This is a genomic window from Paenibacillus sp. 11B, from assembly GCF_030487755.1.
Lineage (GTDB): Bacteria > Bacillota > Bacilli > Paenibacillales > Paenibacillaceae > Paenibacillus > Paenibacillus vandeheii.
Window position 1 is genome coordinate 56,297 of sequence record NZ_JAUKNS010000004.1, and the last position, 26,389, is coordinate 82,685.

General features: G+C 47.2%; 20 protein-coding genes. All 20 read right to left on the reverse strand.

The window, feature by feature from the left end:
- Positions 1-222 precede the first annotated feature (222 nt).
- Positions 223-1,068, reverse strand: coding sequence for a sugar phosphate isomerase/epimerase family protein (locus Q0V21_RS17115; RefSeq protein WP_301879832.1), 846 nt, complete (start codon positions 1,066-1,068; stop codon positions 223-225).
- 35 nt (positions 1,069-1,103) lie between these two features.
- Positions 1,104-1,856: a 2-dehydro-3-deoxy-D-gluconate 5-dehydrogenase KduD gene (gene kduD / locus Q0V21_RS17120; RefSeq protein WP_053779016.1), complete on the reverse strand. Its 753-nt coding sequence runs from the start codon at positions 1,854-1,856 to the stop codon at positions 1,104-1,106.
- An 83-nt stretch (positions 1,857-1,939) separates the two neighbouring features.
- Complete coding sequence (locus tag Q0V21_RS17125) at positions 1,940-2,698, reverse strand: DeoR/GlpR family DNA-binding transcription regulator (protein WP_079350087.1); 759 nt, start codon at positions 2,696-2,698, stop codon at positions 1,940-1,942.
- Between the two features lie 264 nt (positions 2,699-2,962).
- Positions 2,963-3,802, reverse strand: a complete 840-nt coding sequence (gene kduI / locus Q0V21_RS17130; protein ID WP_024631400.1) for a 5-dehydro-4-deoxy-D-glucuronate isomerase — start codon at positions 3,800-3,802, stop codon at positions 2,963-2,965.
- Between the two features lie 140 nt (positions 3,803-3,942).
- Complete coding sequence (locus Q0V21_RS17135) at positions 3,943-5,586, reverse strand: glycoside hydrolase family 13 protein (protein ID WP_301879833.1); 1,644 nt, start codon at positions 5,584-5,586, stop codon at positions 3,943-3,945.
- A gap of 35 nt (positions 5,587-5,621) precedes the next feature.
- Positions 5,622-6,320 (reverse strand): beta-phosphoglucomutase, encoded by a 699-nt coding sequence (pgmB, locus tag Q0V21_RS17140; protein WP_079350089.1) that lies wholly within the window; start codon positions 6,318-6,320, stop codon positions 5,622-5,624.
- A gap of 215 nt (positions 6,321-6,535) precedes the next feature.
- Complete coding sequence (locus Q0V21_RS17145; RefSeq protein WP_301879834.1) at positions 6,536-8,731, reverse strand: alpha-L-rhamnosidase-related protein; 2,196 nt, start codon at positions 8,729-8,731, stop codon at positions 6,536-6,538.
- Positions 8,732-8,786: 55 nt separating this feature from the next.
- Positions 8,787-9,629 (reverse strand): carbohydrate ABC transporter permease, encoded by an 843-nt coding sequence (locus Q0V21_RS17150; protein ID WP_024631405.1) that lies wholly within the window; start codon positions 9,627-9,629, stop codon positions 8,787-8,789.
- Positions 9,630-9,643: 14 nt separating this feature from the next.
- Positions 9,644-10,540 carry a carbohydrate ABC transporter permease gene (locus Q0V21_RS17155; RefSeq protein ID WP_024631406.1) on the reverse strand — a complete coding sequence of 299 codons (897 nt, stop codon included), beginning with the start codon at positions 10,538-10,540 and terminating at the stop codon, positions 9,644-9,646.
- Between the two features lie 59 nt (positions 10,541-10,599).
- A complete protein-coding gene (locus tag Q0V21_RS17160) occupies positions 10,600-11,886 on the reverse strand; it encodes an ABC transporter substrate-binding protein (RefSeq protein WP_024631407.1) in 1,287 nt (428 codons plus the stop codon).
- Positions 11,887-11,913: 27 nt separating this feature from the next.
- Positions 11,914-14,244: a glycoside hydrolase family 65 protein gene (locus Q0V21_RS17165; RefSeq protein ID WP_301879835.1), complete on the reverse strand. Its 2,331-nt coding sequence runs from the start codon at positions 14,242-14,244 to the stop codon at positions 11,914-11,916.
- Positions 14,245-14,400: 156 nt separating this feature from the next.
- Complete coding sequence (locus tag Q0V21_RS17170; RefSeq protein WP_301879836.1) at positions 14,401-15,417, reverse strand: LacI family DNA-binding transcriptional regulator; 1,017 nt, start codon at positions 15,415-15,417, stop codon at positions 14,401-14,403.
- A gap of 239 nt (positions 15,418-15,656) precedes the next feature.
- Positions 15,657-15,986, reverse strand: a complete 330-nt coding sequence (gene cyoD, locus Q0V21_RS17175) for a cytochrome o ubiquinol oxidase subunit IV (RefSeq protein WP_064640613.1) — start codon at positions 15,984-15,986, stop codon at positions 15,657-15,659.
- Positions 15,987-16,607: a cytochrome o ubiquinol oxidase subunit III gene (cyoC, locus tag Q0V21_RS17180; protein WP_079350094.1), complete on the reverse strand. Its 621-nt coding sequence runs from the start codon at positions 16,605-16,607 to the stop codon at positions 15,987-15,989.
- Complete coding sequence (locus Q0V21_RS17185) at positions 16,608-18,578, reverse strand: cbb3-type cytochrome c oxidase subunit I (RefSeq protein WP_024631412.1); 1,971 nt, start codon at positions 18,576-18,578, stop codon at positions 16,608-16,610.
- Positions 18,579-18,599: 21 nt separating this feature from the next.
- Positions 18,600-19,565: a ubiquinol oxidase subunit II gene (gene cyoA, locus Q0V21_RS17190; protein WP_024631413.1), complete on the reverse strand. Its 966-nt coding sequence runs from the start codon at positions 19,563-19,565 to the stop codon at positions 18,600-18,602.
- Between the two features lie 317 nt (positions 19,566-19,882).
- Positions 19,883-20,146 (reverse strand): hypothetical protein, encoded by a 264-nt coding sequence (locus Q0V21_RS17195; RefSeq protein WP_024631414.1) that lies wholly within the window; start codon positions 20,144-20,146, stop codon positions 19,883-19,885.
- 348 nt (positions 20,147-20,494) lie between these two features.
- Entirely contained in the window at positions 20,495-21,844 is a 1,350-nt protein-coding gene (locus tag Q0V21_RS17200; RefSeq protein WP_301879837.1) for a GH1 family beta-glucosidase, read from the reverse strand.
- Between the two features lie 16 nt (positions 21,845-21,860).
- Entirely contained in the window at positions 21,861-24,242 is a 2,382-nt protein-coding gene (locus tag Q0V21_RS17205; RefSeq protein WP_301879839.1) for a glycoside hydrolase family 95 protein, read from the reverse strand.
- Positions 24,243-24,511: 269 nt separating this feature from the next.
- The gene (locus Q0V21_RS17210) at positions 24,512-26,209 is read right to left on the reverse strand and encodes an ABC transporter substrate-binding protein (protein ID WP_442952279.1); all 1,698 of its coding nucleotides are present in this window, start codon (positions 26,207-26,209) and stop codon (positions 24,512-24,514) included.
- Positions 26,210-26,389 lie beyond the last annotated feature (180 nt).

Sequence of the window (26,389 nt, forward strand, 5' to 3'; positions counted from 1 at the left end):
CGGTTTGGCAAATCCCTAGATGTCATGGCATGATGGCGTATGTTTTCCATATTCTCTCACAAGATGTCGCTTTTGAAAAGAATTATTTCCGATTTTTCCGATGAGAAATGTTAATTATGGATGGCTTACGAACGCTATACCAAAAAAACCTTTGCTCCCGCAAAGGTTCTCCGAATTGTTTGCAACTATCATCTACTGGACTGATGCCTCACTCATTACCGTTTATACCCGAACCCCATTCCATATCTCACGTAAATGCTTGGCCGCTGGAACAGCTTCTTCCGCCGTTACCCCTTCTAGTGAAATATCGATGTGTGGTTTATAGGTCTTTAACAGTTCAAAAAATAACGGATAATCTAAAATGCCCTCGCCGGGCACAGGATTGAACTTCTCCCCTTGCGCATTGAAAGCCACATCTTTGGCATGGATGACAATGATGCGCTGATACAGGGATTCCATCACTTCACGCAGGAATGCAGACTGGTTAGCCACATGCGGCTGTTTGATCAGATTACAAGGATCGAACAGCATGCCTAGATTGGATGAAGGAATCTCTTCAAACAGGCGGATCATATGTTCATGCGTATGCAGCGTATGGGTTGACACAGGCTCAATCGCCGCATGAACGCCCCACTTTTCTGCCTCTTCCGCCAGTTCCTCTACCGTCTCCCGCAGCACCGACCACGCCTTTTCTTCATATCCATCCGGATGAGTATCGTGATACGTATCCAGGCCGCCGGTCTCCGTTGCCACCATGCTGCAACCAAAATCCCGGGCATAGCGCAAATGTTCCTTGAATCGATCCATGTCTGCACGACGTGCCACCGGATCAGGATCAATCGGGTTAATGTAGCAACCCAGTACTGCAATCTTGACCCCGCGCTGTGCGAATTGATCTCCGATCTCATTCGCCAGTCCAGGGCTCAGCTTGCCATTGCCTGAATCCACATCCGACAACGCCTTGGCTAATGCCAGCTGTACCGAATTAAATCCGTTATCCGCGATGGTCTGTGCAAGCTGTGCTGTAGGCTGTTTGCCAAACGTATGCGCAAGAATACCAAGTTTCATGTCACTGCCTCCTTTGCAATCGGACGCTCGCAGGTTTAACGAGCCATCCAGCCGCCATCCACATTCAGTACGTGACCATTCAAATAATCCGAAGCCGCCGATGCCAGGAATACCACCGGTCCTTTCAGATCCTCAGGTGTTCCCCAGCGACCAGCCGGAATCCGTGCCGTGATGTCACGGTAACGATTTTCATCGGCGCGAATCTGAGTTGTATTGTCTGTTTCCATATAGCCTGGTGCAATCCCGTTGATCTGAACGCCTTTACCTGCCCACTCATTCGCGAGTGCTTTCGTTAAACCGGCTACCCCATGTTTACTGGCCGTGTATCCCGGTACGTTAATTCCGCCCTGATAGGACAGCATGGATGCAATGTTGATGATTTTGCCGCTCCCGCGTTCAATCATATGTCTGCCGGCCAATTGGCTCAGGAAAAATACCGTATTCAGGTTAAGACCAATGACATCATGCCAATCCTGTTGTCCGTGGTCAGCTGCAGGCGTGCGACGAATAATTCCCGCATTGTTGACCAGAATATCGATTCTTCCCTGAAAGGCTAATGCCTTCTCAAACACCCCGGTCAGTTCATCCTCACGGCTCAAATCAGCTTCAATCACATAGGCTTTACGTCCGAGAGCTTCAATGGCACGCGCTGTTTCCGATGGATTGGAGTAAGACACCAGCACAACATCTGCCCCGGCTTCAGCAAGGCCAATCGCCATTCCTTGCCCCAGTCCTCCCGATGTACCAGTGACAAGTGCAACTTGTCCGCTTAAATCAAATGGGTTCATGAATGATTCCTCCGCATGCTTAATTGGTATACAAACCCTGTACTTCAGCTTCGGCAGTCACGTAACCACTGTGGAACTGAAGGTCAGCTCTGATAATCCACTTCGATGCCATTTTGCCTGTATAGGGCTGCTGTTTCCTCATCCAGACGACTGTCGCTGATGATGCAATCCAGCTCCGAACAGTGTGCAAAGGTCCGAAGGGCAAATTGTCCAAATTTATAATGATCCACGACGCCATAGACCTGCTGAGAAGCAGAAATCATTGCTTTTTTCAGTGGAACCAGATCTCCTGTGTATATGGAAAGTCCAAATTCAGGATGAAGTGCCGTCGTTGAGATAAACGCTTTATGAATGTTAAGCCCGGAAATGAAGGCCGCCGTATCGTCTCCCACCAGCATATTGCGCACTCTTGCTCCGCCTGGCACAACCAGCCGCACCTGTTCCTTTTTGGTCAGCTCCGCAATAATGAACAGATCATTGGTAACCACAGTAATCGATTGATTGTCCAGGCGCTTCGCCATCTCCAGTGTGGTGCTTCCGCCGTCCAACGCAACAATATCTCCTGGGCGGATATACGCAAGAGCTCGCTCGGCAATCTCCGTTTTCTCGGAATGATGCTTTTCCGTTGCTCCACGACTCGTAAGAATACCATACTGGTCGTTCTGAGCCAGCATCGCACCTCCATGGACACGTACGAGCAATCCCATACTTTCCAGCTTATCGAGATCCTCTCGTACAGTTTTGCCCGTCACCTGCAGCAGCTCACTCAGATCACTGACGGTGACTTCCTGCCGTTCCAGCAGAGCCTCCATAATTTTTTCATGTCTTTTCAATGGATTCATCACAGATCAACTTCCTATACATCTTTATTAAGGTAACAAGTTTAACACATAACACTTCAGGTACAGAAAACCTTCCGATCGCTCTTATCCCCAGATTTTTTTGATCCCCTTCTTCAAGGGGAAAATCCGGTGATAAAGACAAGCTTATGCTTCCGAAGCAGCTTTCTTTCCAGAATGCTTTTAGCTTCGCTTCTTCAGGTCCTTTCTGTCCCCTCCGTTCTCGTGTCTTCTTGAGTTCAACTTAAAAAAGATATTTGTAATTTATTATTTCAGGTCCTTCATTGCCACGCCGTCCATATCCTCGAACGTCTGGTTTTCACCAGCCATTGCCCAGCAGAAGGTATAGCTGCTCGTACCGACACCACTATGGATGGACCAGCTTGGGGAAATGATGGCCTGACGGTCACGTACAACCAGATGCCGTGTTTCGTTTGGCTCGCCCATCATGTGGAATACGACGCCATCTTCCGGCAGGTTCCAGTACAAGTATACTTCGGAACGGCGGTTGTGGGTATGTGCAGGCATGGTGTTCCACATGTTGCCCTTGTCGAGTTCCGTAATGCCCATCACCAGCTGGCAGCTCTGGATCCCGCCTTCTCCCTGGTGGATATAGCGATAAATCGTCCGTTCATTAGAGCTTTCAATGCTGCCGAGATGGTTCGGCTGAGCCTGCTCCTGGGTTGCCTTTTGCGTAGGATACGTATGGTGCGCAGGTGTGGATACAAAATAAAACTGGGCCGGCTGTTCGTTGCCGTTGCTCTTAAATACAACTTCTTTTACACCTCTGCCGATATATAGGCACTCTTTTGCACCGATCTCGTATCCTTGACCGTCAGCTGTCACGGTTCCGTGGCCTCCAACATTAATGATACCGATTTCACGACGCTCCAGGAAAAAGTTCGTTCCGATATCCTTCAGATTCACTTCAAGTGCGATATCCTTGCTTTGAGGTACAGCCGTTCCTACAATATAACGATCTACATGAGAGTATACCGTCACCAATTCATCTGTTGCAAACAGCTGCTCCATCAGGAATTCCTCGCGCAGACGGGCAGTATCATACGTTTTTACTTCATTCGGGTGTGCAGCATATCGGTTTTGCATCATTTATCCATTCCTTTCGTGAGTCAGATAATGTTCATATAAGTTTATTTTAGTTCATTGTGTATCTTTTGTGTACCTTTTTTTATAAAAAAAGAACCCGACGGGGAAATCCCCGTCAGGCTAAGTTAACTTGCGATGGTTTATAGGGCGTAAATAAGTGCCTCGTAAGGAAGCAAACGAAGGGTGCCAGTACTAACCTCATCAGAGGTTGGCCGATTCAGATTGCCAATGACCAAGCGGGCACTCGTGGTTCGATCAGCGAATGAAGCAGGCAGACGATAGGACTGCTCCTGATCCGAATGATTGAGAATGACAAGCCATGTCTCTCCATCCAGACTGCGGCTATAGGCATATACATGCTCTTCCCCTGCCGATTGGTCACGATAATCTCCATAGACCATAACCGCGTGCGTTTTACGCAGGGCGATCAGTTGCTGATAATATGCAAATATGGAGTCCTGCGCGGCCAAATCCCGCTCCACATTAATTTCTTCGTAGTTGGGATTCACCTGCATCCAAGGCTGACCTTCGGTAAACCCGGCGTGCTTGGTGCTGTCCCACTGCATTGGTGTGCGGGAATTATCCCGGCTCAGCGGCTGAAGACTGCGAAGCACTTCATCTGGCGCACGGCCTTTGCCTATCTCTTCCTTATACTTGTTCTTCATGGCAATATCATGATATTCATCAATGGAAGAGAACCGGACACCCGTCATGCCGATCTCCTCTCCCTGGAAAATGTACGGTGTGCCCGGAAGGGTATGAATCATGGTCGCCAGTTGTTTGGCTGATTCCACACGGTATTGTCCATCATTGCCGTACCTTGAAACCTGTCGTGTGTGATCGTGATTGTTCAGGAACTGGGAGTTCCATCCTTCATTGCGGAACGCTTCGTACCAGCTCTCCTGAATTTCCTTGTACCGTGCCAGATCCCATGTAGGCATGTCATCTGCCACCTGGAAGTGGAATAATGTATGCAGCTCTTTCCGGTTATCCCCCACATACAGAAGGCCATCCTCTGGTGTGACAAACGGAATTTCCCCCACAGTCATGATGTCATAATGCTGGAGAACCTCCCGGTTCATTTCCTGCAAATATTCATGAATGCCCGGATTATTGCCCAGATAATCAATATGCTCCGGGTGCTCCGCATCCGGGAAGCCTTCCAGCTTGGCCAGCAAATTAATGACATCCATGCGGAAGCCGTCAATGCCCTGATCCAGCCAGAAACGCATCATCCGATAAATCTCCTGACGCAGTTCAGCATTTTCCCAATTCAGATCAGGCTGCTCCTTGGCAAAGGAATGGAAATAATACTCCCCTGTCCGCTCGTCATAAGTCCATGTCGACGGTTCGAAATAGGAACGCCAGTTGTTCGGCGGGCCATCCGTCTTACCCGGCTTCCAAATATACCAGTCCCGTTTCGGATGATCGACGGATGAACGCGATTCCGCAAACCATGCATGCTGCTCTGATGTATGATTGACCACCAGATCCATAATGAGCTTCATGCCCAGTTCATGGACCTTGTCCAGTAACTGCTTAAACTGCTCCATCGTTCCGGCTTTCGCCATAATGCGGTAATAATCAGCGATATCGTACCCGTTGTCTTTATCCGGTGATTCATAAATCGGATTAAGCCAGATGACATCAATACCTAGACTTTTGATATAGTCGAGCTTGAGCATCAAGCCTTGCAAATCCCCGATGCCATCCCCATTCGCATCCAGGAAGCTCCGCCAGTAGACCTGGTACACAACGGCTTCTTTCCACCACGCCCGGTTCATGCTGCATCTCCCCTTTCTCGCATTACTTTACTTCATTAAACTTCTTTCAGCGAGTTCTCTCTCAATGTGCTTACCAGAAAAGACAGCGTTAGCTGTGTCGTATCCTTCAACACCACGTCCGCTCCGGAACCTTTGAGCACAGCTTCTTCGCCAATACCCACAGCGATCATGCCTGCGGCTTTGATGGCCTCAACGCCCGCCTGCGCATCCTCGATGCCGATGCAGGCCTTCACGTCAGCACCCACTTCTTCTGCTCCTCGCAGGAACAGATCAGGTGCGGGTTTGCCGTGTGGTACCGAATCCGGATGTACCACATACCGGAACAGCGAATCCAGCTCCAGCGCCTTCAAAATTTGGGGTGCGTTTTTGCTCGCGGAGGCGATGACCGCCGGAATGCCGGAGGCTTGCAGCTCAAGCAGCAATTCCCGAATTCCAGGGTAGGTGTGTTCCGGTGTCAGCGAGTCCAGCAGCGATACATAATGTTCATTTTTACGGCTTGCGAATTCTTCCTTTTCCTCTGCCGAATACGTATTTTCTTTACCACCCAGACGCAAAATGCGCTCCAGCGATTCCCCGCGGCTAATGCCCTTTAACTGCTCGTTGAACTCGCGGTCAAACGGGATGTCCAGCTCTTCTCCAAGCTGCTTCCATGCAACATAATGGTACTCTGCCGTATCGGTGATGACACCATCCAAATCAAAAATAACGGCTTGAAGTGCTCCGTTCCCTTTCATCTTTCCGTTCCTCCCCATGTCATTGCTCTAGATAAGTTCAACTAAAAGTTATTTACACTGGCCACTACGATGACAGAACAACCTTTCGATCGCTGTTATCCCGAGATTTTTTTGATATCCTTCTCAGAAGGGAAAATCCGGGGATAAAGGCGAACGCGCTGCTTCTTCAGGTTATTTCTGCCCTCTCCGTTATCGTGTAAATGTTTAGTTGAACATTATAGTTGCCATTCAATTCGTTTCTCGTTGCTTTCCCGTCTCTCACCCTTCCAGTCCAGAACGACCGTCCAGCCTGATTCGTTGAAAATGCTCGCAACCCGTTTGCCCTCACGGGATTCAAAATGAATATTGAACTCTGCTTCGCCTACCATCAGATGCTCCAGACTGCACTTCTTGTCAGCCCACGCCTGTGGCAATACAGGTGATATCGTCAACTGGCGCTTTTGTGCTTCCGGCTGAACTCCGAAGAAATGCCGTACTACAGGCACGGCAAATGCATAGATCGTCCATGCCTGCACTACACAGCCGTAGTCCGGGGACATCTCCGAGAACGAACCCGGCAGTACACGTGAGAAGCTTTTCCCCATCCGGCGCAGCAAATCCAGCGCGTGATCCGGATGCCCGTAAGCCGCTTCGGCAACGGCATGCGCTCCGGTAGAGATTGTCATCGTACCCTGTTGATACATGGCAGCAAGATAAGTACCGTATTCACCGATGAAGTCCCGGTTCCGCATCGCTTCCAGAGCACGCTGTGCTTTATCCTGATCGGCAATTCCCGCTTCCATCGGCGTAACAATAACCCAGTTTTTGTTCAGCAGCCAGCCACGATCATTCTGATCGTCTCCCGCATCAGCCAACAATCCTTCCACGTACTCCCGGTAGTCTGTGATCCCCTGCTTTTCAGCGAGAGAAACCATGTAATCCACCTTGGGCACAATATCGGAAATAGGTGCAACCGCATCCGCATAAAGGCTATCTTTTTCGGACCAATACACATCATTCACCGCGCGTACCGCTTGTTCCGCGAGTTTTTGATAGGTCTGGTGCCGCTTCGTTTCACCCAAATAGAGACTCATGTGCTCTAGCGCCTGAAGAGCCTTCGCTGTATATACGGCACTATCAATCAGCTCCATATTCAAGCCGGCAATCTCGATGATACCGTAACCGGAAGGGAACAGATCTCCGTCCGGATCCATCTCGTCCAGCAGCCAGTCGATGCCCTGAATACAGTAGTCGTAATGCTCGCGCAGAAGTGCATCGTCCCCCGTCCACAGGAACATTTCCCATACAAAGGCGATATAGTGTGCCGTCTCCTGCGTGTTTCCGCGATTAGATACGGCTCCGATCGTAGTCACTTCATGCACAAAACGTCCATTACCATTTGCTTCTTTCGATTTCTCCAGCAACAAATTCAGCGTATCACGCACCAATTGATGGTCTCCCGTAGCAAGCACACCCTGAAGCGCATACGTACTATCACAGCCGAACCACCACGGATACGTGGGTCCACCTGCCGTCAATCCGCGACCGATTCCGTCCACTTGCTGTACCAGCCACTGATTATTGCGCTTCACCCAGGCAAATTGCTCGTTCAGCTCATCTTCACCTTCAATGGTAAGCACTGAGCGCTGATCCAGCTTATCGTAGAACTGCTGCTTCTGCTCTTTCAAACGAACGTGGTCACGTTCAATGACTGCATAAGTCTGCTCACAAGCTTCACGGGACGACTCTGACCCGGCAACAAATAACCGGAAGCGGAACACATCCTTCTCCTCCAGCGAGCACTCTGTTACAAAAGAAATCCCTGTGCCTTTGCCTGCCGTCAGTTCCGGTCCATAAATCTCAGGCCCAACTGTCATTTCCGTTCCCGGCAGGTCACTGCCAATCATGGCATACCAGTCTTGGGCGTCATCTTTTACGATGACCTTGCGTGAAGAAATGGCTTCTGCCGTTTCACCCACTCCTGGGATGATTCCGATCTCATCGGAATACCAGACCGGACGTAGATCGGTACGTGACAGCAGTTCCAGCTTGAGCCGGGTTGTTCCTTTGCCGTAAGCGCTGATCTCATACTCTGCGACCATGCCTTTTTCATAATCAGGGGCAAATTGACTGCGTTCGATGGATACCGGAATGTGACTCAAACCATGATCATAATCGAAACGGCTTCCACCCCATGATTCGCTTGTAAATCCGTCTGCCCTTGCCCATACGGCAATGTTGCGATCGAGATCGGTTACCTTCAGCCAGAAACCGTCCAGCAGCTTGATCGGATGAAGCCATACACCGCCCATTTCGTTAGCCATATGATGCCCGAAATCAGGAAAATATCCGTCCTGGGTACCGCAAATTTTTACGTATTCACCTGCGTTATAATACAAATTAAATGGATGTCTGCTTGTTAATGTGGCCATGGTTGTCCTCCTCTGCGGTTTGGCTCACCGCTTATCTCTTCTGTAATATGGACGATTAGCCCTTGATTGCAGAAGAGATGGAAATGCCTTCAATAAAGTATTTTTGTGCAACAAAGAATACAATAAGTGGTGGAAGCATAATCAGCATCGTCGCAGCCATCAGCATGTTCCATTCCACGTTATAAAGCCCTTTGAACATGGACAATCCGAGAGCCAGCGTATATTTCTCACTGGAGTTCAGATAAATGAGCGGTCCCTGGAAGTCATTCCATACACCCATAAAGGTAAAGATAGAAACAGCAATCAGCGGCGGCATAGACAACGGCAGCATGATTTTGGTGAAAATCTGCATTTTGTTGGCTCCGTCCACAAAAGCGGACTCATCGAGATCCCGCGGAATACCGCGCATGAATTGACGGATCAGGAAGATGTTGAATGCCCCGCCCCCGAAGAATGCAGGAATAATGAGTGGTAAAAATGTATCAACCCAGCCGATTTCCTTGAACATGATGAACATCGGAATCATCGTTACCTGCGAAGGCAGCATCATCGTCGCCAGCAGCACCAGGAACAGCGTGCGTTTGCCGCGGAAATTAAACCGGGCAAAACCATACGCACATAGGGCAGACGAGAACACGGTACCGACTAATACCGGAATCAGAATAATCAGCGTATTTTTCAAAAATGTAAAAAACGGGATGGCCAGAACGGCATTTTTATAGTTGGACCACATCCATACAGCCGGAAAAAAATCATCTTTGAACACCTCGGCAGGCGTTTTAAGAGACGTTGCAAACGTCCATAACAGCGGGATCAGCACGACGGCCGCACCAGCGAGAAGCATGAGCATAGAGAATAGTTTCGAGTAGACCGGTTTCCGTGTCGTTGCTTGATTCATCATTTGTCCTCCTCTCAATCCTTTTCGTTATCGCCCTGGTAATAGACCCACATCGAAGAACTGCGGATGACCAGCAACGTAAACGCCAGAATGATGATGAACAATACCCAAGAGAGTGCCGAAGCATAACCCATTTCAAAATCGGTAAAAGCTTTATTGTACAGGTACAAGTTGTAGAACAGGGTCGAGTTAAGCGGTCCCCCGTTGGTCATAACAAATGCTTGTGTGAAATACTGGAATCCGCCGATGATACCCATAATAACGTTGAAGAAAACCGTTGGAGAAATCATAGGCAATGTAATGTTGAAGAACCTTTGAAATGGTCCCGCCCCATCCAGATTGGCAGCTTCATACAGCTCTTCGGGAACTCCCTGCAAGCCGGACAAATAAATGATGATCGTGTTGCCGACACCCCACAACCCCATGACAATCAGTGCGCCCAGTGCATAGCTCGGGTCTTGAAGCCAAGCCGGCCCCTGTACTCCGAAAAAGCCAAGCGCACGGTTCAGAATCCCATATTCCGGATTGAAAATCATAATCCACATCATGGATGCCGCTACAGCCGGAATAACAGATGGCATGAAATAGATCAATCGGAAAAATTTCATGCCTCTGTTCCGCATATTCAGCAGCAAGGCGATTAGCAGAGAAGCTACTTGATACAGCGGTACGGATACCAACGCAAAAATAAAGGTAACTTTCAACGATTGGTAGAACAGCTCATCATGGAACATCGTTTTGAAGTTATCCAGACCGACCCATTCGATCGACTTTACGCCGGTAATAATATCCCATTTGCTAAAAGCCAGCAGCAGGGAAAACAACATTGGACCAATGGTAAAGAGCAACAAGCCTATAAGCCAAGGTAAAATGAACCAATACCCGGCACGCTCGGATTTAGAATTACGCATAGCTGCCTCCTTGATGAAGAGGGTGAATCAGCATGGCCGCCGACTCACCCGCATGGTTTTTACTTGATTTTGCTGTCAACATTCTTCGCAGCTTCATCCAGAGCGCCTTTGACATCCTGTTTGCCAAGCAGCACTTTTTCCAGTGCCTTGGTGAATTCTTCAACAAACACAGGTCCGTTTGTAGAACGCATGGTTACCGGTTTTTTAGCATAATCCATCATTTCGATGACCGGTTTGTCTGCTACTTCTTTGGCTTTGACTTCGTCCAGTTCTTTCACAGTTGCTGGCAATACTTTACCGTTCGCAGAGCGAAGCTTCTGTGCATCTGTGCCCGAGAGCCATTTCACGAGTTCGTATGCAGCTTCTTTATTTTTACCAGCTGCGTTAATCGCCCAACCCGCACTTGCGATGATGCTTGAACGAGTACCGTCCGTATTTTGTGGAATCAGTGCAGAACCATATTGAACATCGGATTTGTCGAGATCACCCTTGATCCAACGACCTGTAATCATCATGGCGAGCTTGTCTGTCATGAACATCGATGAATCTCCGCCAAGTGTTTCGGAATCCAGTGGTGTCGGGGATACACGGCTATCTCCTTGAGACCAGGAAACGTATTGATCCATTGCCGCAATCGTTTTGTCACTGTTCATGTAACCTTCAGCAGCCGTTCCATCCTCATTCGCGATGTCTGTACCGTAATCCCAAAGGTACGTATAGATTGGATATTCCCATTTACCAGCATTGAATCCGAATTGCGTATATTTATTACCATCTTTTTTGGTCAGTTTTTGTGCAGTTGCGATCATGTCATCCCATGTCCACTCATCTGTTGGATAAGGGATTCCCGCTTCGTCAAACATGCGTTTGTTGTACCACAGGGCAAGTGGGTTGAAATCTTTAGGCAAATAGTATTGCTTGCCTTCGATTTTCATATTTTCAATCAGATCCTTTTGGAAAATATCCAGATTAAAAGAAGTATCTTTGCTCAGATAATCATCAAGTGGTTCAATTACACCTTTATCAACGTATTTGTAGTAGTCGCCTTCACCAACCAGAAATACGTCTGGTGCTTGACCGGCTGCCAGGGATGTAGTGAGCTTCGTTCCATAACCTTCACTTGGAATTGGCTCAAACTTCACTTCGATATCCGGATGTGCCGCATTAAACTCTTCAGCAAGTTTTACTTCATCCGCACCGGAGTTGACATCTCCCCAAACCGAGAAGGTAAGCTTCACTTTTTCTGCTTTGCCTCCCTCCGCACTGTTGCTTCCACCTGAAGAGCAAGCAGACAATACCAAAACCAAAACAAGCATCATGACCAAACTTGCGGACCCTTTTTTCATTTGAATGACCTCCCACATGGATTTATATTAAACCAAGGTTTGAAACCGTTTGCTGAAAGTAACTTGCTGACCGGACAGAAGGAGAGAAATTTCTTCCTCTGCATCACTCTCGATTAGAATACCCTCGGGCGTGATTGTGATATGCAACAACTGGTTTTGCCAGTAGAGCGGGAATTTCAGGCTGCTCCAGGACTCAGGCAGCTTTGGATCGAGGTGAAGCTGACCATCCAACATACGAACTCCGGCAAATCCCATCACAACACATTCCCATATTCCGCCCAGAGAAGCGGAGTGGATGCCTGCATCCGAAGAGTGCATATGCGGTCCCAGATCAATCTCGGACGCCCGACGGAACAGATCGTAAGCGAGCGGACGGTTACCGAAGTCACTGGCAAGGATACTGTGCGTCGACAGGGACAATGAGGAATCATGCAACGTTTTTTCCTCGTAGTAATCGTAGTTGGCACGTTTGATATCCGGTTCGAATTTATTCTCAAGCAGGAAGAACAGCATCATGATGTCAGCCTGCTTCGAAATTTGCATTTCACCAACCTGATCCAGGTTGTAGTCATTGAAGATGCTGGCGACTTTGGTCTGATTTTTATAAGGAGTAAGATCAATGACTTTCTTCTGCAAGTAAGTATCATCTTGTGGAATAAGTCCTTGCTCATTTGGCCCTGGCAGATACATCTGGTCCAGCTTGTTCCATGCTTCCCGAGCAGATGTCAGATCAAGCTTCGCCGACAATGCCTTGAGCAACTCTGGTTTCTCCTGTTGAAGCTTCTCAAAATATTGAATGGCCAGCTCCATATTAAAGTGAGCCATATGGTTAGTGAATGCATTGTTGTCCACATGTTCCTTATATTCATCCGGTCCAACAACCTCATTGATGTGATAGCGGCCCTTGGCCTCATCCCACTCCAGACGGCTGGCCCAGAACGTTGCTGTGTCAAAAATGATCTCGTAACCATATTGATCCATAAACGCTTCATCCCCGGTAGATTGCACATAATGCCAAACGGCATAAGCAATATCGGAGGTGATGTGCTGTTCAATGAAGCCCGACCAGATTTTCGTCTGTTCGCCGGTTACGATATCTACATCTCCCCATACCGGTGTAACTTCGCCATCTTCGATCCAGGCAGCTTCCCATGGGTACATGGCTCCTTCGAATCCGTTCTCCTTGGCTTTGCTTCTGGCTCCATCCAACCCCTGATATCGATATTCCAGCAAGGATCTTGCGATCTTGGGGTTGCTGTAGATGAAGAATGGAAGGATGAAGATTTCCGTATCCCAAAAGGAATGTCCCTTGTACCCTTCGCCACTTAACCCTTTGGCGCCGATTCCCATGCGATTATCATGAGCAGGTGTCATAATGACGAGGTGGTAAATGGCAAAACGAATGGCAAGCTGGTCATATCCGCTTGTGCTGTCCACCTCAATGTTGTACGTGGACCAGGTATCCGCCCAGGCGTTAGCGCTTTCACGAAATAGCTGATCATACCCTTTTTGTGATTCCTGCTTCAGCTCTGTCAGCGCCGATTCACGCATTTGCTCCAGTGAATATCCACCGTCTCTGTAAACCAGATCACGGCTGGTATGCACATTCGAGATTTTCTCCAGTGTCACCGATTGTCCGGCTTCCACGGTCAATGTGCCTTCAATACCTACCTTGCGGCGTCCCATCGTTTGACGCAATTCCGGCTCAACCTTTTCACCATTCAGCTGCCAGTGGTGCACCGTATTGGTTACAAAATCAACTGCCGATTGTGTCGTCGTTGACGTCATTTGAATATAAGTCTTTTCAAATATCCGTTTTTCGCCTTCCGTGAAATGCTGCGCACCCGAGTTCGTCCATTGTCCATTAATACCGGACGCAATGTGAACATGCGCTTGTCCATCCAGTGGCTTGATGCTTACGGATGAACCAACCAGATGACGGTTGCTCAAGGAAACAAAGCGGCGGAATTGAAGATCAAAGCTTTCTCCTGTCGGGCTCTGCCAGACTACATTACGGGTCAGCTCACCGTTCTTGAGATTCAGTTGACGACTGTAGCTAATCGTTCTTCCTTTTTCCAAGCTGAAGGTTTCCCCATTAAGAGTGATTGAAAGCTCCGTCACATCTGCTGCATTGGGGAGTTCTGTTACTTCATGCTCGTCAAATTTATTGAACGTTCCAGTCACGAACCAGTTCCGTACCTGTCCAACATAATTTTCGTCCGTTGCGGAGCGAAGCCCCATGTAGCCGTTTCCAAGTGAAAGCACAGCCTCGCCTTTCCCTTGATGAGCCGGATCAAACCCCGTTTCAGTTACCAGCCAGTTACTCCATTCTCCTTGTCCTGCATCGTATTTCAGCAATTTGTATTCCCCCTATGTCTATCTTATGTTGTATCCGAAACGTTTTGGATTAGAGTGAAAATAATACCGAAACGTTTCGGATATAATAAAACATTTCGGTGCTCTTCTCTTCTCATTTCATTTTGCAATACCTCGCGAACGTATTCTCAGCTAAACTCAGCGACCTGGTTTGGCTGTCGAGGATCTCAAAACCAATTCATTTTGCAAAATATTAAATTTGGGGCTATCTTCCGATTTCAGCATGCCCATCAGCAGGTTTGCAGCCTCATGTCCCAACTGATACATATTCTGTCCGATGGTCGTGAGTGGTGGTTGAAAATAGGCGGCTGTTGGAATGTCGTCAAATCCAACTATAGACAATTCATCCGGTATAGAGATGCCTAGTTCATTCGCAGCCTTCATTACACCCAGAGCCATCATGTCGCTTGCACAAAAGATTGCGGTAATTTCCGGGTAAGCCTTTAACAATTCAGAAGCTTGTTGCTGTGCTTCCTCTTCCGTAAAATTCCCGTTTACAATACATTCAGGCTTCAGGCTTAATCCTGCATTGCGCATTGCATCGGAATATCCTTCATAACGCTCCTTGGATACAAAAGCCTCGGGGTAACCGTTCACCATGGCAATCTGCCGATGCCCCAAACCAATAAGGTGCTCTACAGCAGCCTGTGCACTTTGTTTATGATTTGTTGATACAAAACCAACATACTCACTGTGAATGGGTATATCAATCAATACACAAGGAATGTCACTGTCCAATACTTCCTGCAAATATGGATCATCCGTTTTCACTCCCTGAAGAATGACACCATCCACTTTTCGTTCCCTGCACAGCTGTGTGTACGTTTTCATCTTTTGCTTCGCTGTATTCGTGCTAAACAAGATCAGATCATAATCTGAGTTGGCAGCGCTGTCATTAATACCGCAAAGCACTTCGAAAACAAAGTTGTTATCGATGTTTTTGTACGTCATGCCTGATACGAGCAACCCCAGCGTTTTGGTTTCCTTCATGACCAGGCCTCTCGCTAGACCATTTGGACTATAGTTCAGGGTTTCGGCGGCTTCCTTAATCAGTTTGCGCGTACTATCGCTGACGTCCGAGTACCCATTCAATGCTCTGGATACAGTCGTAATCGAAAATCCCGTCATTTGTGATATGTCTTTAATTGTAGCCAATTGCTTTCCTCCAAAACGTTTCGGATTACTTATATTTCTGAGTATACGGATTCAAGAAAAAAAATCAAGAACTATTTTCGACAATATTCTCATCTTTTATAAACGCGGAAAGTCTCCTTCCTTAATCTACCCGCAATCAGTATAAACAAATGGGTAAAAAAAATCTCCCGACCTTTTAACTAAAGTCGGGAGATCCGTTAATCTATTGCAAAAACATTTCGATAAAGATTCAATACAACTTAATGTGCAACTGTATTGTTCAACATGATCCAGATGGAACCAATAACGATGGTCAACATGATCAACAGACCAAAGATCAAAGCCATTACATTCCAACGCGGCTTCTCCGATTCACGGATATGCATGAAGAAGAAGAGTTGAACCACAAACTGAAGTCCTGCTGTTACCAGAACGACACTCAGCGTTGCTGTTCTGCCCATCATGTCATTCAGTACCACTACCAAAGGGATAATGGTCAGAACAACGGACAGAATGAAGCCGATGACATAGGACTTGAGTGAACCATGCTGTTCGTGCCCATGGGACTCATGTGAGTTATGCTCTGCCATCTACATCACCCCCATCAGATAGACGATCGACAGGAGGAAAATCCAGACGACGTCCAAGAAGTGCCAGTACAAGCTGATTACGTTGATTTTACCGCGAGTTACATCGGTAATTCCACGTTTTTTCAGTTGCAGCATCAATCCGATCATCCAGATCAGACCGAGCGATACGTGAAGTCCGTGAGTACCCACGAGGGTAAAGAACGCACCAGAAGATGCACTCGTTGTATAACTGAACCCTTCATGAATCAACTCAACAAACTCCATTACTTCCAGGGCGATAAAGCTCGCACCCAGAACAGCTGTAACCGCCAGCCAGCTGATTAATTGCTTCACCTTGCCTTGGTTCATGGCAAGAACCGCAAGTCCACTTGTAAATGAACTTGTGAGCAAGATAAATGTCTCGGCAATAACGCCAGGCATTTTGATCAATTCAGACAACACCGGTCCGCCCGCCGAATTGTCACGCAACACAATAAAGGTTGCGAACAATACGGAGAACAGGATAACGTCGGAAATCAGGAAGAACCAGAATCCGAGTATTTTTAATTCTTGCGGGTCATGGTGACCATGGTCATGATCGTGTGTATGGTCATGACCGTGCTTTGCGGCTGCTTGAGCCATTTATACCGACCCCCTTAACGACGCTTCGGTACGCTTAATTTCGTCAACCGGAATATAATAATCCGTATCGTATGAGAATGAACGAGCGATCATGCAGATCCCTACGCCAGCGAGTCCAAGAATTGCCATCCACAGCCATCCGAATACAAAGCCGAAACCGGCGATGAACCAGAATATAGACATGATGAACGGAATCGCGGAATTTTTAGGCATATGAATCGGCTCAAGCGGCTGTTCAGGTGGATAGATGCCTTTAGCACGACGTTCTTTCTCTTCCCACCACTCATCAATATCATCTCCGCGCGGTGTAATGGCGAAGTTATATTCAGGAGCAGGTGAAGGAATTGACCACTCGAGCGTACGACCACCCCATGGATCGCCGGATGCTTTGAGTGATTTGTATTTCCGAACGCCGTCTGCGATTTGTGCAACCTGGAACAAGAATCCGACACCCATCAGGAATGCCCCGATTGTGGATACAAAGTTCAGTTCCCACCAGCCGGTATCCCAGCCATAGGTGCTCAGACGACGTGTCATCCCCATCAAACCGACAGCGTACTGCGGCATGAAGCAGACATAGAAACCGATATTCCAAGTCCAGAAAGCCCATTTGCCCAGTTTTTCCGGGAGTTGGAATCCGAACATTTTAGGCCACCAGTAGTACAGACCTGCAAAGTATCCGAATACTACGCCACCAATCAATACTTGGTGGAAGTGGGCAATCAGGAAGTAACTGTTGTGGAACTGGAAGTCAGCAGGTGCAACGGACAACATAACCCCCGTCATACCACCGACGATGAAGCATGGTATAAATGCCAATGTCCATAACATCGGGGTATCCATGCGTATCCTACCCCTGAACATCGTAAACAGCCAGTTAAATATTTTAACCCCTGTTGGTATGGCAATCAACATCGTTGTTATGGCGAAGAATGCATTGACGTCCGCTCCCGAACCCATCGTGAAGAAGTGATGCGCCCATGTAAAGAAGGACAGGAAGCTAATGATCAGCATCGCAAATACCATCGATTTGTAACCAAACAATTTTTTCTTCGAGAATGTACTTACAATCTCGGAGAACACACCGAATGCCGGCAAGACCACAATATATACCTCAGGGTGACCCCACATCCAGATCAAGTTGATATACATCATCGGATTACCGCCCAAATCAAGTGTGAAGAAATGCGCCCCCGCAAACCTGTCGAGGAAGAGCAAAGCAAGTGTCACGGTCAAGATTGGGAATGCAAACAGAATGATAATACAAGTGGAGAATACCGACCATGTAAACATCGGCATTTTCATCCATTTCATGCCTGGCGCACGCATTTTAATGATGGTAACCAGGAAGTTGATACCGGTAGCCAGGGAACCGATACCCGAAATCTGAATACCCCATATATAGAAGTTCTGTCCCACCCCCGGGCTATGCGATAGCTCCGATAAAGGCGGATAACTGAGCCAGCCTGCATCCGGTGAGCCACCGATAACGAAGGACAGGTTGAACAGCATTGCTCCCAGGAAGAATAACCAGAAGCTCAATGCATTCAGGAACGGGAACGCAACGTCCCTTGCCCCGATTTGAAGCGGTACAATAACATTAAATAAACCGAACATAAACGGCATCGCCATGAACAGGATCATGATCGTACCGTGAGTCGTAAAGACCTGATTATAATGCTCGGGATGTAAGAAATCCATGTTAGGCATAGCTAGCTGAAGACGCATCATCAGTGCATCCACACCACCACGGAAAAGCATGATAATGGAAGCAATAATATACATAATACCGATCTTTTTGTGATCGACGGTAGTTAACCAGTTACGCCAGAGCCAGCCCCATTTTTTGAAATAAGTCAGCACCGCTACGATGGTAATCATCGTAATTCCGATCGCCACGTCCGCACCATAAATCAGCGGATCACCGGTAACGAAAAACTCCGATGCAAACTCCTTAAGTCTCTCTAACATTGGGGGCCTCCTTTCGAATCTTTAGTTAGCACTCTTGTCCACGCCGTTCGTAGTAATTTCTTTGGTACCTGAAGCTTCATCCGAACTTCCACCATGTTTGCTGTGGGCACTTTGACCGTCAACAACATACTTGGTCACGATGTCCTGGAACAGCCCTTCTGGGAAGGAAGAATAATAAGCTACATTGCTTGTTCCCGGTTCCGCCAGAGTTTTATATGTCTCTTGCGTCAGCGGTTGAGATTGCTGCTTCACTTCTTTCACCCATTTGTCGAAGTCTTCTTCCGAAGTAGCATTGACATCAAAGCGCATTTGGGCAAAGTGTTCCCCGGTAAAGTTGGCACCTGAACCCCAATATTGACCTTCATGATCAGCTTGCAAGTACAAGGTCATCGCCATACCCGACATCGTATAAATCTGTCCACCAAGCTGCGGGATCCAGAACGAGTTCATCGGTGAATCCGCGGTGAGCTCAAATTTAACGGGCCGGTCTGCCGGGATATTCAACGTGTTGACCGTTGCAATACCTTGCTCCGGATACATAAACAGCCATTTCCAGTCCAGTGAAGAAACTTGAATGGTAACCGGTGCTTTCTCGGAAGCCAATGGCTTCGAAGGTTCCAGATCATAGGTGTAGCGAATCGTTACAACCGCCAGCAATCCAATAATAATAATCGGAACGGTCCACCAAATTGCCTCCGCTTTTGTGCTATGAGACCAGTTAGGCTCATATGCAGATTTATTGTCCGGTTTGTCGCGGTAACGCCATACAATTACTGCAGACAAAATCAATACAGGCACAATAACGACTGCACACAGAATTGTCGAAATGACAATTAAATCTCTCTGCGAAGCGCCAACAGGCCCTTTCGGATCCAGAACAACGTACTGCCCGCCTGCCAGCATTGGCCAGACAATCAATGCAATTGTAACCAACGTCAGGACAACCGGAATGATTATCCGAATTAGCGACCTAGGTTTCTTGTTCATCTTGATCCCCTCTCCTTAAATTCGCTCATACTGAAAAAACAGTATACTACTCTCTTCCTTCTAAAGATATCAGAAATGAGCAACTTTTTTGTTCATGTTAACAAATTTGTCGATTTTACACCTAAAATGTGTGAATTTTTTCTCACAAATCACTTGCATACTTGATATTTCCTCATTGTAATCTTTACACTTCAAGTCACAAAATAAAACCCTTTGCAGTCCCGTTGAACATGATCAACGAATCCGCAAAGGGCTTTATTGACTGGGATTCCGGGTGCTCATCCAGTCTTATTATGAACGAATTAACGCAGGATTATTTAATCGGCGCCTTCGTCTTCCCGGCGTGTATGAACAAGTCCAATCGATTTGGCAATAACATAAATAAATACACTGCCAACCAAGAAACCGATACCGACCATTAATCCGAGGTTGCGATCATTAAAATCATTCAGGTTGATCAGGCACATAACTACTCCCGTAATAAGAGCAATCCAAGCCAGAACTGTCATCGTTAACACCGCACGCCGCATATTTTTATCTTTGCGCTCCAATTGGCTTACCATTGCTGTCTTCGATGCCATAGTAAACACTTCCTTTTCCCTTTTTGTAAGTGCTTTCCTTATACCAATATACCACATCAGTATGATTTTTAGTCAACAAATGTTCAAATTTATTTCGCAATTTGGACACTTTATTTGTATTTTGGCTGTTGACAAGGATCAGATCACTTCTACTTACTTCTTATAACCCAAAATCGCTCGTCTCATAACATGAAACAGTCCAGACCTTATGAAACCTTTATGAACATTAAGGGTCTTTGCTGAAATAAAATAAAAAAAGACGGTGCCTCGGATTTTCCGAAGCCACCGTCTTTTCTTCTGAGTAAACATAAATATCCTGCATCTAACCATTAACCAAATGTTATTATTTCATTTAATTCGAGTTTCCAACCAATTATTTTTGATGACATTCTGATACCAATAGAAGCTTTCTTTGGGTGTTCTGACCAAGGAACGGAAATCCACATGCACAAGACCAAAGCGCATACGGTATCCTTCCGCCCATTCAAAGTTATCCATCAAAGACCAAGCCATGTAGCCTTTCAGGTTGATCCCATCGTTGATAATCCGATGAATTTGCGCCAAATGCTGCTCATAATATGCAATTCGGCGATCATCATTTATTTTACCGTTCTCCAAATCATCATTGATGCAAGCACCATTTTCTGTGATGTAAACATCCACATTTCCGTATTTTTGCAAATAGTGCATGAACTCATACAATCCGCGTGATTCCACAGGCCAACCAATATCGGTCTTGGTAAGTCCCATATCGACCTCTTCGGATTGCAATGCACCCGCCTCAGGATTGAAACGATTGATTCCCATGGTGTAGTAGTTAATTCCTAGAAGATCAATGGGCTGCGAGATAATTTCCATATCGCCTTCCTGAATCGGGACAGTTGCACCAGCCTTTTCAAACCAGTCAACCATAAATTGTGGATAAGCTCCTTTGTAGATCGGATCCAGGAACCAATCTGTATTCAGTGCAATCGCCCGATCACACGCTGCCTGATCTTCCGGAGATTTGCTGTAAGGCTCAGCCCAGCATACATTGGGAGCAATACCAATCTGTCCTGTTGTTCCCAAGCGACGGAACGATTGAACGGCTTTACCATGGGCAACCAACAGTCCGTGAGCAACATTAATCGATGTTTGCAGGTCCTTGTTGCCAGGAGCATGAATACCGAGCAGGTTGGACAGAAACGCAATACACCAGGGTTCGTTGAAGGTTAGCCAAAAATTGATTTTTCCGGAAAACTCCTTGAAGATGACTTCAGCATATTTGACAAACGCATCCACCGTCCTGCGGTTGCCCCATCCTCCAATATCCTCCAGCGTCTGAGGCAGGTCCCAATGATACAACGTACAGAAAGGTTCGATTCCCGCTTCAAGCAGCTTATCCACGAATCGATGATAGAAGTCCAACCCTTCCCGATTGATCTCGCCGTCTCCATCCGGAACAATACGCGGCCAGGCGATGGAGAACCGATAGGTATTTATACCAAGCTTTTTCATCAGCTCGATATCTTCCTCGTAGCGATGGTAGCTATCACAAGCCACATCACCATTGTCTCCATTAAACACTTTGCCAGGCGTACGAGCAAACGTATCCCAGATGGACACCCCGCGCCCGCCTTCCTGCGCTGCACCTTCTATTTGATAAGAAGCTGTTGCTGTTCCCCAGCGGAAATCTTGTGGAAATTGAAAAATTGTCATCGTTTACTCCTCCGTCTCATGATGACACGCGGATCCTCTGTCCTGCGGTCATGGTTAAAATAACTACATAATCACCTTGAGGTGTAAGCTGCGCCTTGGCCTTGTCGTTTCCTTCCACATGCAGTGGAAATGCGCTTCGAATGGTTACCGAACCATCGTAATCTGCCTTAATTTCGGCGCTTGAGAGTCTGCCATCTGTCCACTCGATTGCCACTGTGTATGAACCACGTGCTCGAAGCCCCTTCACACTGCCACTGACCCAGTTCTCAGGTAGTGCTGGCAGCAGATGTAATTCTCTCAAGTGGCTTTGTAACAACATCTCTGCAATACCGGCAGTACCACCAAAGTTGCCATCAATCTGGAACGGTGGATGATCATCGAACAGATTGGGATGCGTGGATCGGGCCAGCAGCGTACGGACAAACTGATGCGCCAGCTTGCTATCCAGCAGCCTCGCATACAGATTGATCAACCAGGCACAGCTCCAACCCGTATGCCCGCCACCTCGTTCGATGCGACGTTCAAGAGACACTCGTGCTGCTTCCACCAGTTCCGGTGTATCCAGTCGATTGATCTGCTCCCCCGGATACAGACCATACAGATGGGAGACGTGACGATGCCCAGGTTCGGATTCAGCAAAATCCTTAAACCACTCCTGCAGCTGCCCCTCACTTCCGATACGGAATGGATAGAGTTTGCTGCGTGCCTCGCTCCACTCATTCGCCAGTTGATGATCCACTTCGAGCAGTTGAGCTGCCTCAATGCATCGATCGAACAACTCACGAATTAAAGTCATATCCATCGTCGAAGCCATGGAGATGCTGCGAGCTTCACCATCCTCGGTGAGGAACTTGTTCTCTGGAGAGGTAGATGGAGCTGTAACCAGATATCCGTCCGGTCCCTCTACCAGCCAGTCCAGACAGAAGAGTGCCGCTTCCTTCAGGATTGGATACGCACGTTCTGCGAGGAATTGCTGATCGCGAGTAAACAGATAATGCTCCCATAAATGTGAAGTCAGCCACACACCGCCCATCGGCCAGAACGCCCAACTTGCGTCCCCCCCTGTAGGCGTGGATGTCCTCCAGATATCCACATTATGATGGGCTGTCCAGCCACGCGCCCCGTACAAGATGCGTGCTGTTCTTCTCCCCGTATCGCTTAGATCCTCCAACAAGCCAAACAGTGGCCCATGGCATTCGCTCAGGTTGCATACTTCTGCCGGCCAGTAATTCATCTCGGTATTGATGTTAATTGTGTAATCACTGTGCCAGGGCGGCTCCACCTGATGGTTCCAGATTCCCTGCAGATTGGCAGGCTGGCTTCCTTCACGTGAACTACCCATTAACAGATATCTGCCGTATTGAAAATAAAGGGCCTCCAGACCGGGATCATTAGCTCCAGCCTGATAAGCTCGCAACCGCTCATCTGTAGGTAATTCTTCTTTCGCTGATGCGCCGAGATCAATAGATACTCTTGAAAATAAATCACTATGATCCATCACATGTCGCTCCCGAAGTGCTTTCATGCCATGAGTCATCGCTTTGCTGATTACCTCTCTGCATTCCTGCTCCAGCAGCACGTCATCCTTCACAGGCGCCACATCGTAGCGTTCAAAGGAGGTCACTGCTGCCAGGTAAAAAATAACCCGATCTGCTCCCTGAACATGAAGTCTCCCGTCCTTAACCGACACTTCAACTTTCTTGCCCGTCGCGGTCGCGGCCAATTGCACAGCATAAGCCGTTCCCCGATCTTCTTCGTAGATGACAGACTCTGGATGATCCCTGAAATAATTCGATTCAACATGACTCGGACAGCGACTAAACAGTGTAAGTCCATCGTCCGAAGTCTGCACGTTATACGGATGTGGACTGTCCAGCGTAACGCTGACATTAACAGCTCCCTCACGATCGGCAGTGATGGTACAGACCATGAGGTCATCCGGTGCACTGGCATATACCTCACGTACATAACGAGTCCCTTTATATGAATATTTCGTCGTTGTAATTCCGGTGTGGAGACTAAGCTCCCGCTCAAATTCATCATATGGGATCTCATCCAGTTCAGCGTGCTGCAGTTTAAAGTGACCCATCGGCTGATACGCTTCCACATCTCGTCCGAGCATTTCGCGGTTCAGCAATTCTTCAGCTTCGCTATATTGACCAGACATGATTAGTTCACGGGTCTGTTTCAGGTAACGCTGACTGCTGTACTGAATGGTGTCACGTGGAAATCCGGACCACAATGTATCTTCATTAAGCTGGATTTGTTCATCTGCTGCTCCGCCATACACCATACCTCCGAGGCGACCATTCCCGATAGGCAGTGCCTCTTCCCAGCGAGTGGCCGGCTGACGATACCACAGACGGTTTTCTTTTGTTCTCTCATTGAATGGGGACATAGATAACTCCTGTTCATGAATCAGCTATTTTTTGTTTGGTAACTAAAACGTTTTCGTTACAAGCAATAAAACACATATTTTCCGATAAAAATTGGCCTGAACCTGTGTTAAAGGCATGACCCAAGTGTCGATTAACTGAAAGTGCTTACAGTAAGAAAATTATATTGGATTTCGAATTTTGCGTCAATGTTAAACATCACATGAACAGCAAAAAAAGACCCTTGGTCAGGGCCTTATTTTGTATATCAATCTGGTTACTTAAACTTCTGTTAGTTTACGTCTTTTCCTGTCCACAGGGACACACGATCCTTAACCCAAACGGTGTACTGTTTCTCCATTTCGACTGCACCTGCTTTATCCAGTTCAGTCAGGAAACCATCATATACTTTATCGAAGTCTTCTGGCTTGGAAAGAACAGCTTCAGGAATACGTTTGCGCACGATATCCTGTGTTTTTCGGAACGTTACCTCATATTCTGTGCCTGAAGGTACAGGCATGTTGTATGCTGCGCCCCAGTCTTTCAGTTGCAGATCATCCTCAGAAGGATAGAATTCTTTCCATGTTGTAATGCCATATGCTTTCAACGTTTCTTTCTCTGCCGCAGTATATCCAGCCTGGATCTGCTCAGGGAAGTTCGTTGTGTAATAGTTATCCGTGGAATCTTTCACGCCATCACCATATCTCGCACTAAACACGCTATACATTCCGATTCCTGTTTCTTTGGTAAAGTTAGAGTTGTCATTGGTTTTACGGTCCTGGATGTCTTGAGGGATCACCCGTTGACCATTTTCTACATTATAGTGCTCGCCTTCAATACCCCAGTTTCTCAGCACCTGACCTTCGTCCGAAGCGAGCCAGTCCATGAATTTGATAATGCGTACCGGATCTTTGGCCGAAGTTGTGATGCCGATGCCATATCCGTCAAATCCGGTTGGCTGGAACGTATGGTCCACAATATCCTTGTTCAGGGATACAGAGAAGTGAGCATATGTGCTGTCATCTTTGCCCGCTGATTTGAGTGCATTTTCTGCTTCTTGATAATTCCACTCCTGGTCAATCAGACCGAGTACACGTCCACTTGCAATTTTAGATTTATATTGGTCATCCTTTTGGACAAATGTATCTTTGTCCAGCAGTCCTTCATTGTACATATGGTTCAACCAGCGGAAATATTCTTTCTCCTCTGGACGTTTGTAATGGAGCGTAGCTTCATACGTCTCAGGATCAATGTAATATTCTCCATCATCCGGTGCTCCTGTTGCTTGGAAGGCCGGGTTCGTTACCGTAATCATAATCTTCCAATCATCAGCATTCAGCGTCAATGGAATGGTCGGCTGCCCGTCAATTGTTGGGTGTTTTTTCACATATTCTTTCAATACATTCTCGTAATCCTCAAGCGTTTTTACTTCAGGGTATCCAAGCTCTTTCAATACTTTTTGCTGAATTTCAAATCCGCCTGTTGCGTCAAAAGCAACATTATCAACACCCATATTCGTTGGGATTGTATAAATGGCCTGATCCTCCGAACTGTATTTCAGCCGGTTCATCTGGTCCCCATATATTTTTTTCAGGTTTGGAGCATGCTCCTCAATCAAATCCGTCAGGTCAATCATTGCCCCTGCATCTACCAGTTTAGACAAGTTACCTTTTGGAAAAACGATATCAGGGTACTCGCCGCTAGCCGCCATAAGTGCAATTTTCTGGTCTCCACCATTGTTTACATCATACTCCGCTTCAATTGTAACGCCTGTTTGCTTGGTAATCTCTTTACCAACTGCATCCTGCATCTTGTTCCAGGTTGGACTTGCATCCGCACCAAAGAATGTGATGGTGACGGGTTCGGTTCCGCTGGACTCGGAGGCTTCTTTACTTCCCGAATTTCCGCAGCCAGCTGTAACCAGCATTGCACTTGCGAGCATCAACATTGCAAACGTCTTGGGTGTATTGCCTTTCATTTTGCCTCTCATTGTCTAGTCCCCCTATTATTATGAAGGTTTTATCTGTATAACAGGCTTAAGGCCTGAGGATACCGCCGTAAGACACATTTCTGTATGCGCTTACTAAAAATTAAATTTGTACTCTTTTTTATCAAAAACTTAACTCATGAAAACTCTCTTCTAACATTCGTAAAACGTTTTCGGAAAATA

Coding starts and splice junctions, on each gene's coding strand:
- kduD (WP_053779016.1), bottom strand. CDS start 1,856: ATGAACCCATTTGATTTAAGCGGACAAGTTGCACTTGTCACTGGTACA.
- Q0V21_RS17135 (WP_301879833.1), bottom strand. CDS start 5,586: ATGAACCGGGCGTGGTGGAAAGAAGCCGTTGTGTACCAGGTCTACTGG.
- Q0V21_RS17125 (WP_079350087.1), bottom strand. CDS start 2,698: ATGAATCCATTGAAAAGACATGAAAAAATTATGGAGGCTCTGCTGGAA.
- Q0V21_RS17185 (WP_024631412.1), bottom strand. CDS start 18,578: ATGTTAGAGAGACTTAAGGAGTTTGCATCGGAGTTTTTCGTTACCGGT.
- Q0V21_RS17145 (WP_301879834.1), bottom strand. CDS start 8,731: ATGGCCACATTAACAAGCAGACATCCATTTAATTTGTATTATAACGCA.
- kduI (WP_024631400.1), bottom strand. CDS start 3,802: ATGCAAAACCGATATGCTGCACACCCGAATGAAGTAAAAACGTATGAT.
- cyoD (WP_064640613.1), bottom strand. CDS start 15,986: ATGGCAGAGCATAACTCACATGAGTCCCATGGGCACGAACAGCATGGT.
- Q0V21_RS17155 (WP_024631406.1), bottom strand. CDS start 10,540: ATGCGTAATTCTAAATCCGAGCGTGCCGGGTATTGGTTCATTTTACCT.
- Q0V21_RS17150 (WP_024631405.1), bottom strand. CDS start 9,629: ATGAATCAAGCAACGACACGGAAACCGGTCTACTCGAAACTATTCTCT.
- pgmB (WP_079350089.1), bottom strand. CDS start 6,320: ATGAAAGGGAACGGAGCACTTCAAGCCGTTATTTTTGATTTGGATGGT.
- Q0V21_RS17160 (WP_024631407.1), bottom strand. CDS start 11,886: ATGAAAAAAGGGTCCGCAAGTTTGGTCATGATGCTTGTTTTGGTTTTG.
- Q0V21_RS17205 (WP_301879839.1), bottom strand. CDS start 24,242: ATGTCCCCATTCAATGAGAGAACAAAAGAAAACCGTCTGTGGTATCGT.
- Q0V21_RS17210 (WP_442952279.1), bottom strand. CDS start 26,209: ATGAGAGGCAAAATGAAAGGCAATACACCCAAGACGTTTGCAATGTTG.
- Q0V21_RS17195 (WP_024631414.1), bottom strand. CDS start 20,146: ATGGCATCGAAGACAGCAATGGTAAGCCAATTGGAGCGCAAAGATAAA.
- cyoA (WP_024631413.1), bottom strand. CDS start 19,565: ATGAACAAGAAACCTAGGTCGCTAATTCGGATAATCATTCCGGTTGTC.
- cyoC (WP_079350094.1), bottom strand. CDS start 16,607: ATGGCTCAAGCAGCCGCAAAGCACGGTCATGACCATACACACGATCAT.
- Q0V21_RS17115 (WP_301879832.1), bottom strand. CDS start 1,068: ATGAAACTTGGTATTCTTGCGCATACGTTTGGCAAACAGCCTACAGCA.
- Q0V21_RS17200 (WP_301879837.1), bottom strand. CDS start 21,844: ATGACAATTTTTCAATTTCCACAAGATTTCCGCTGGGGAACAGCAACA.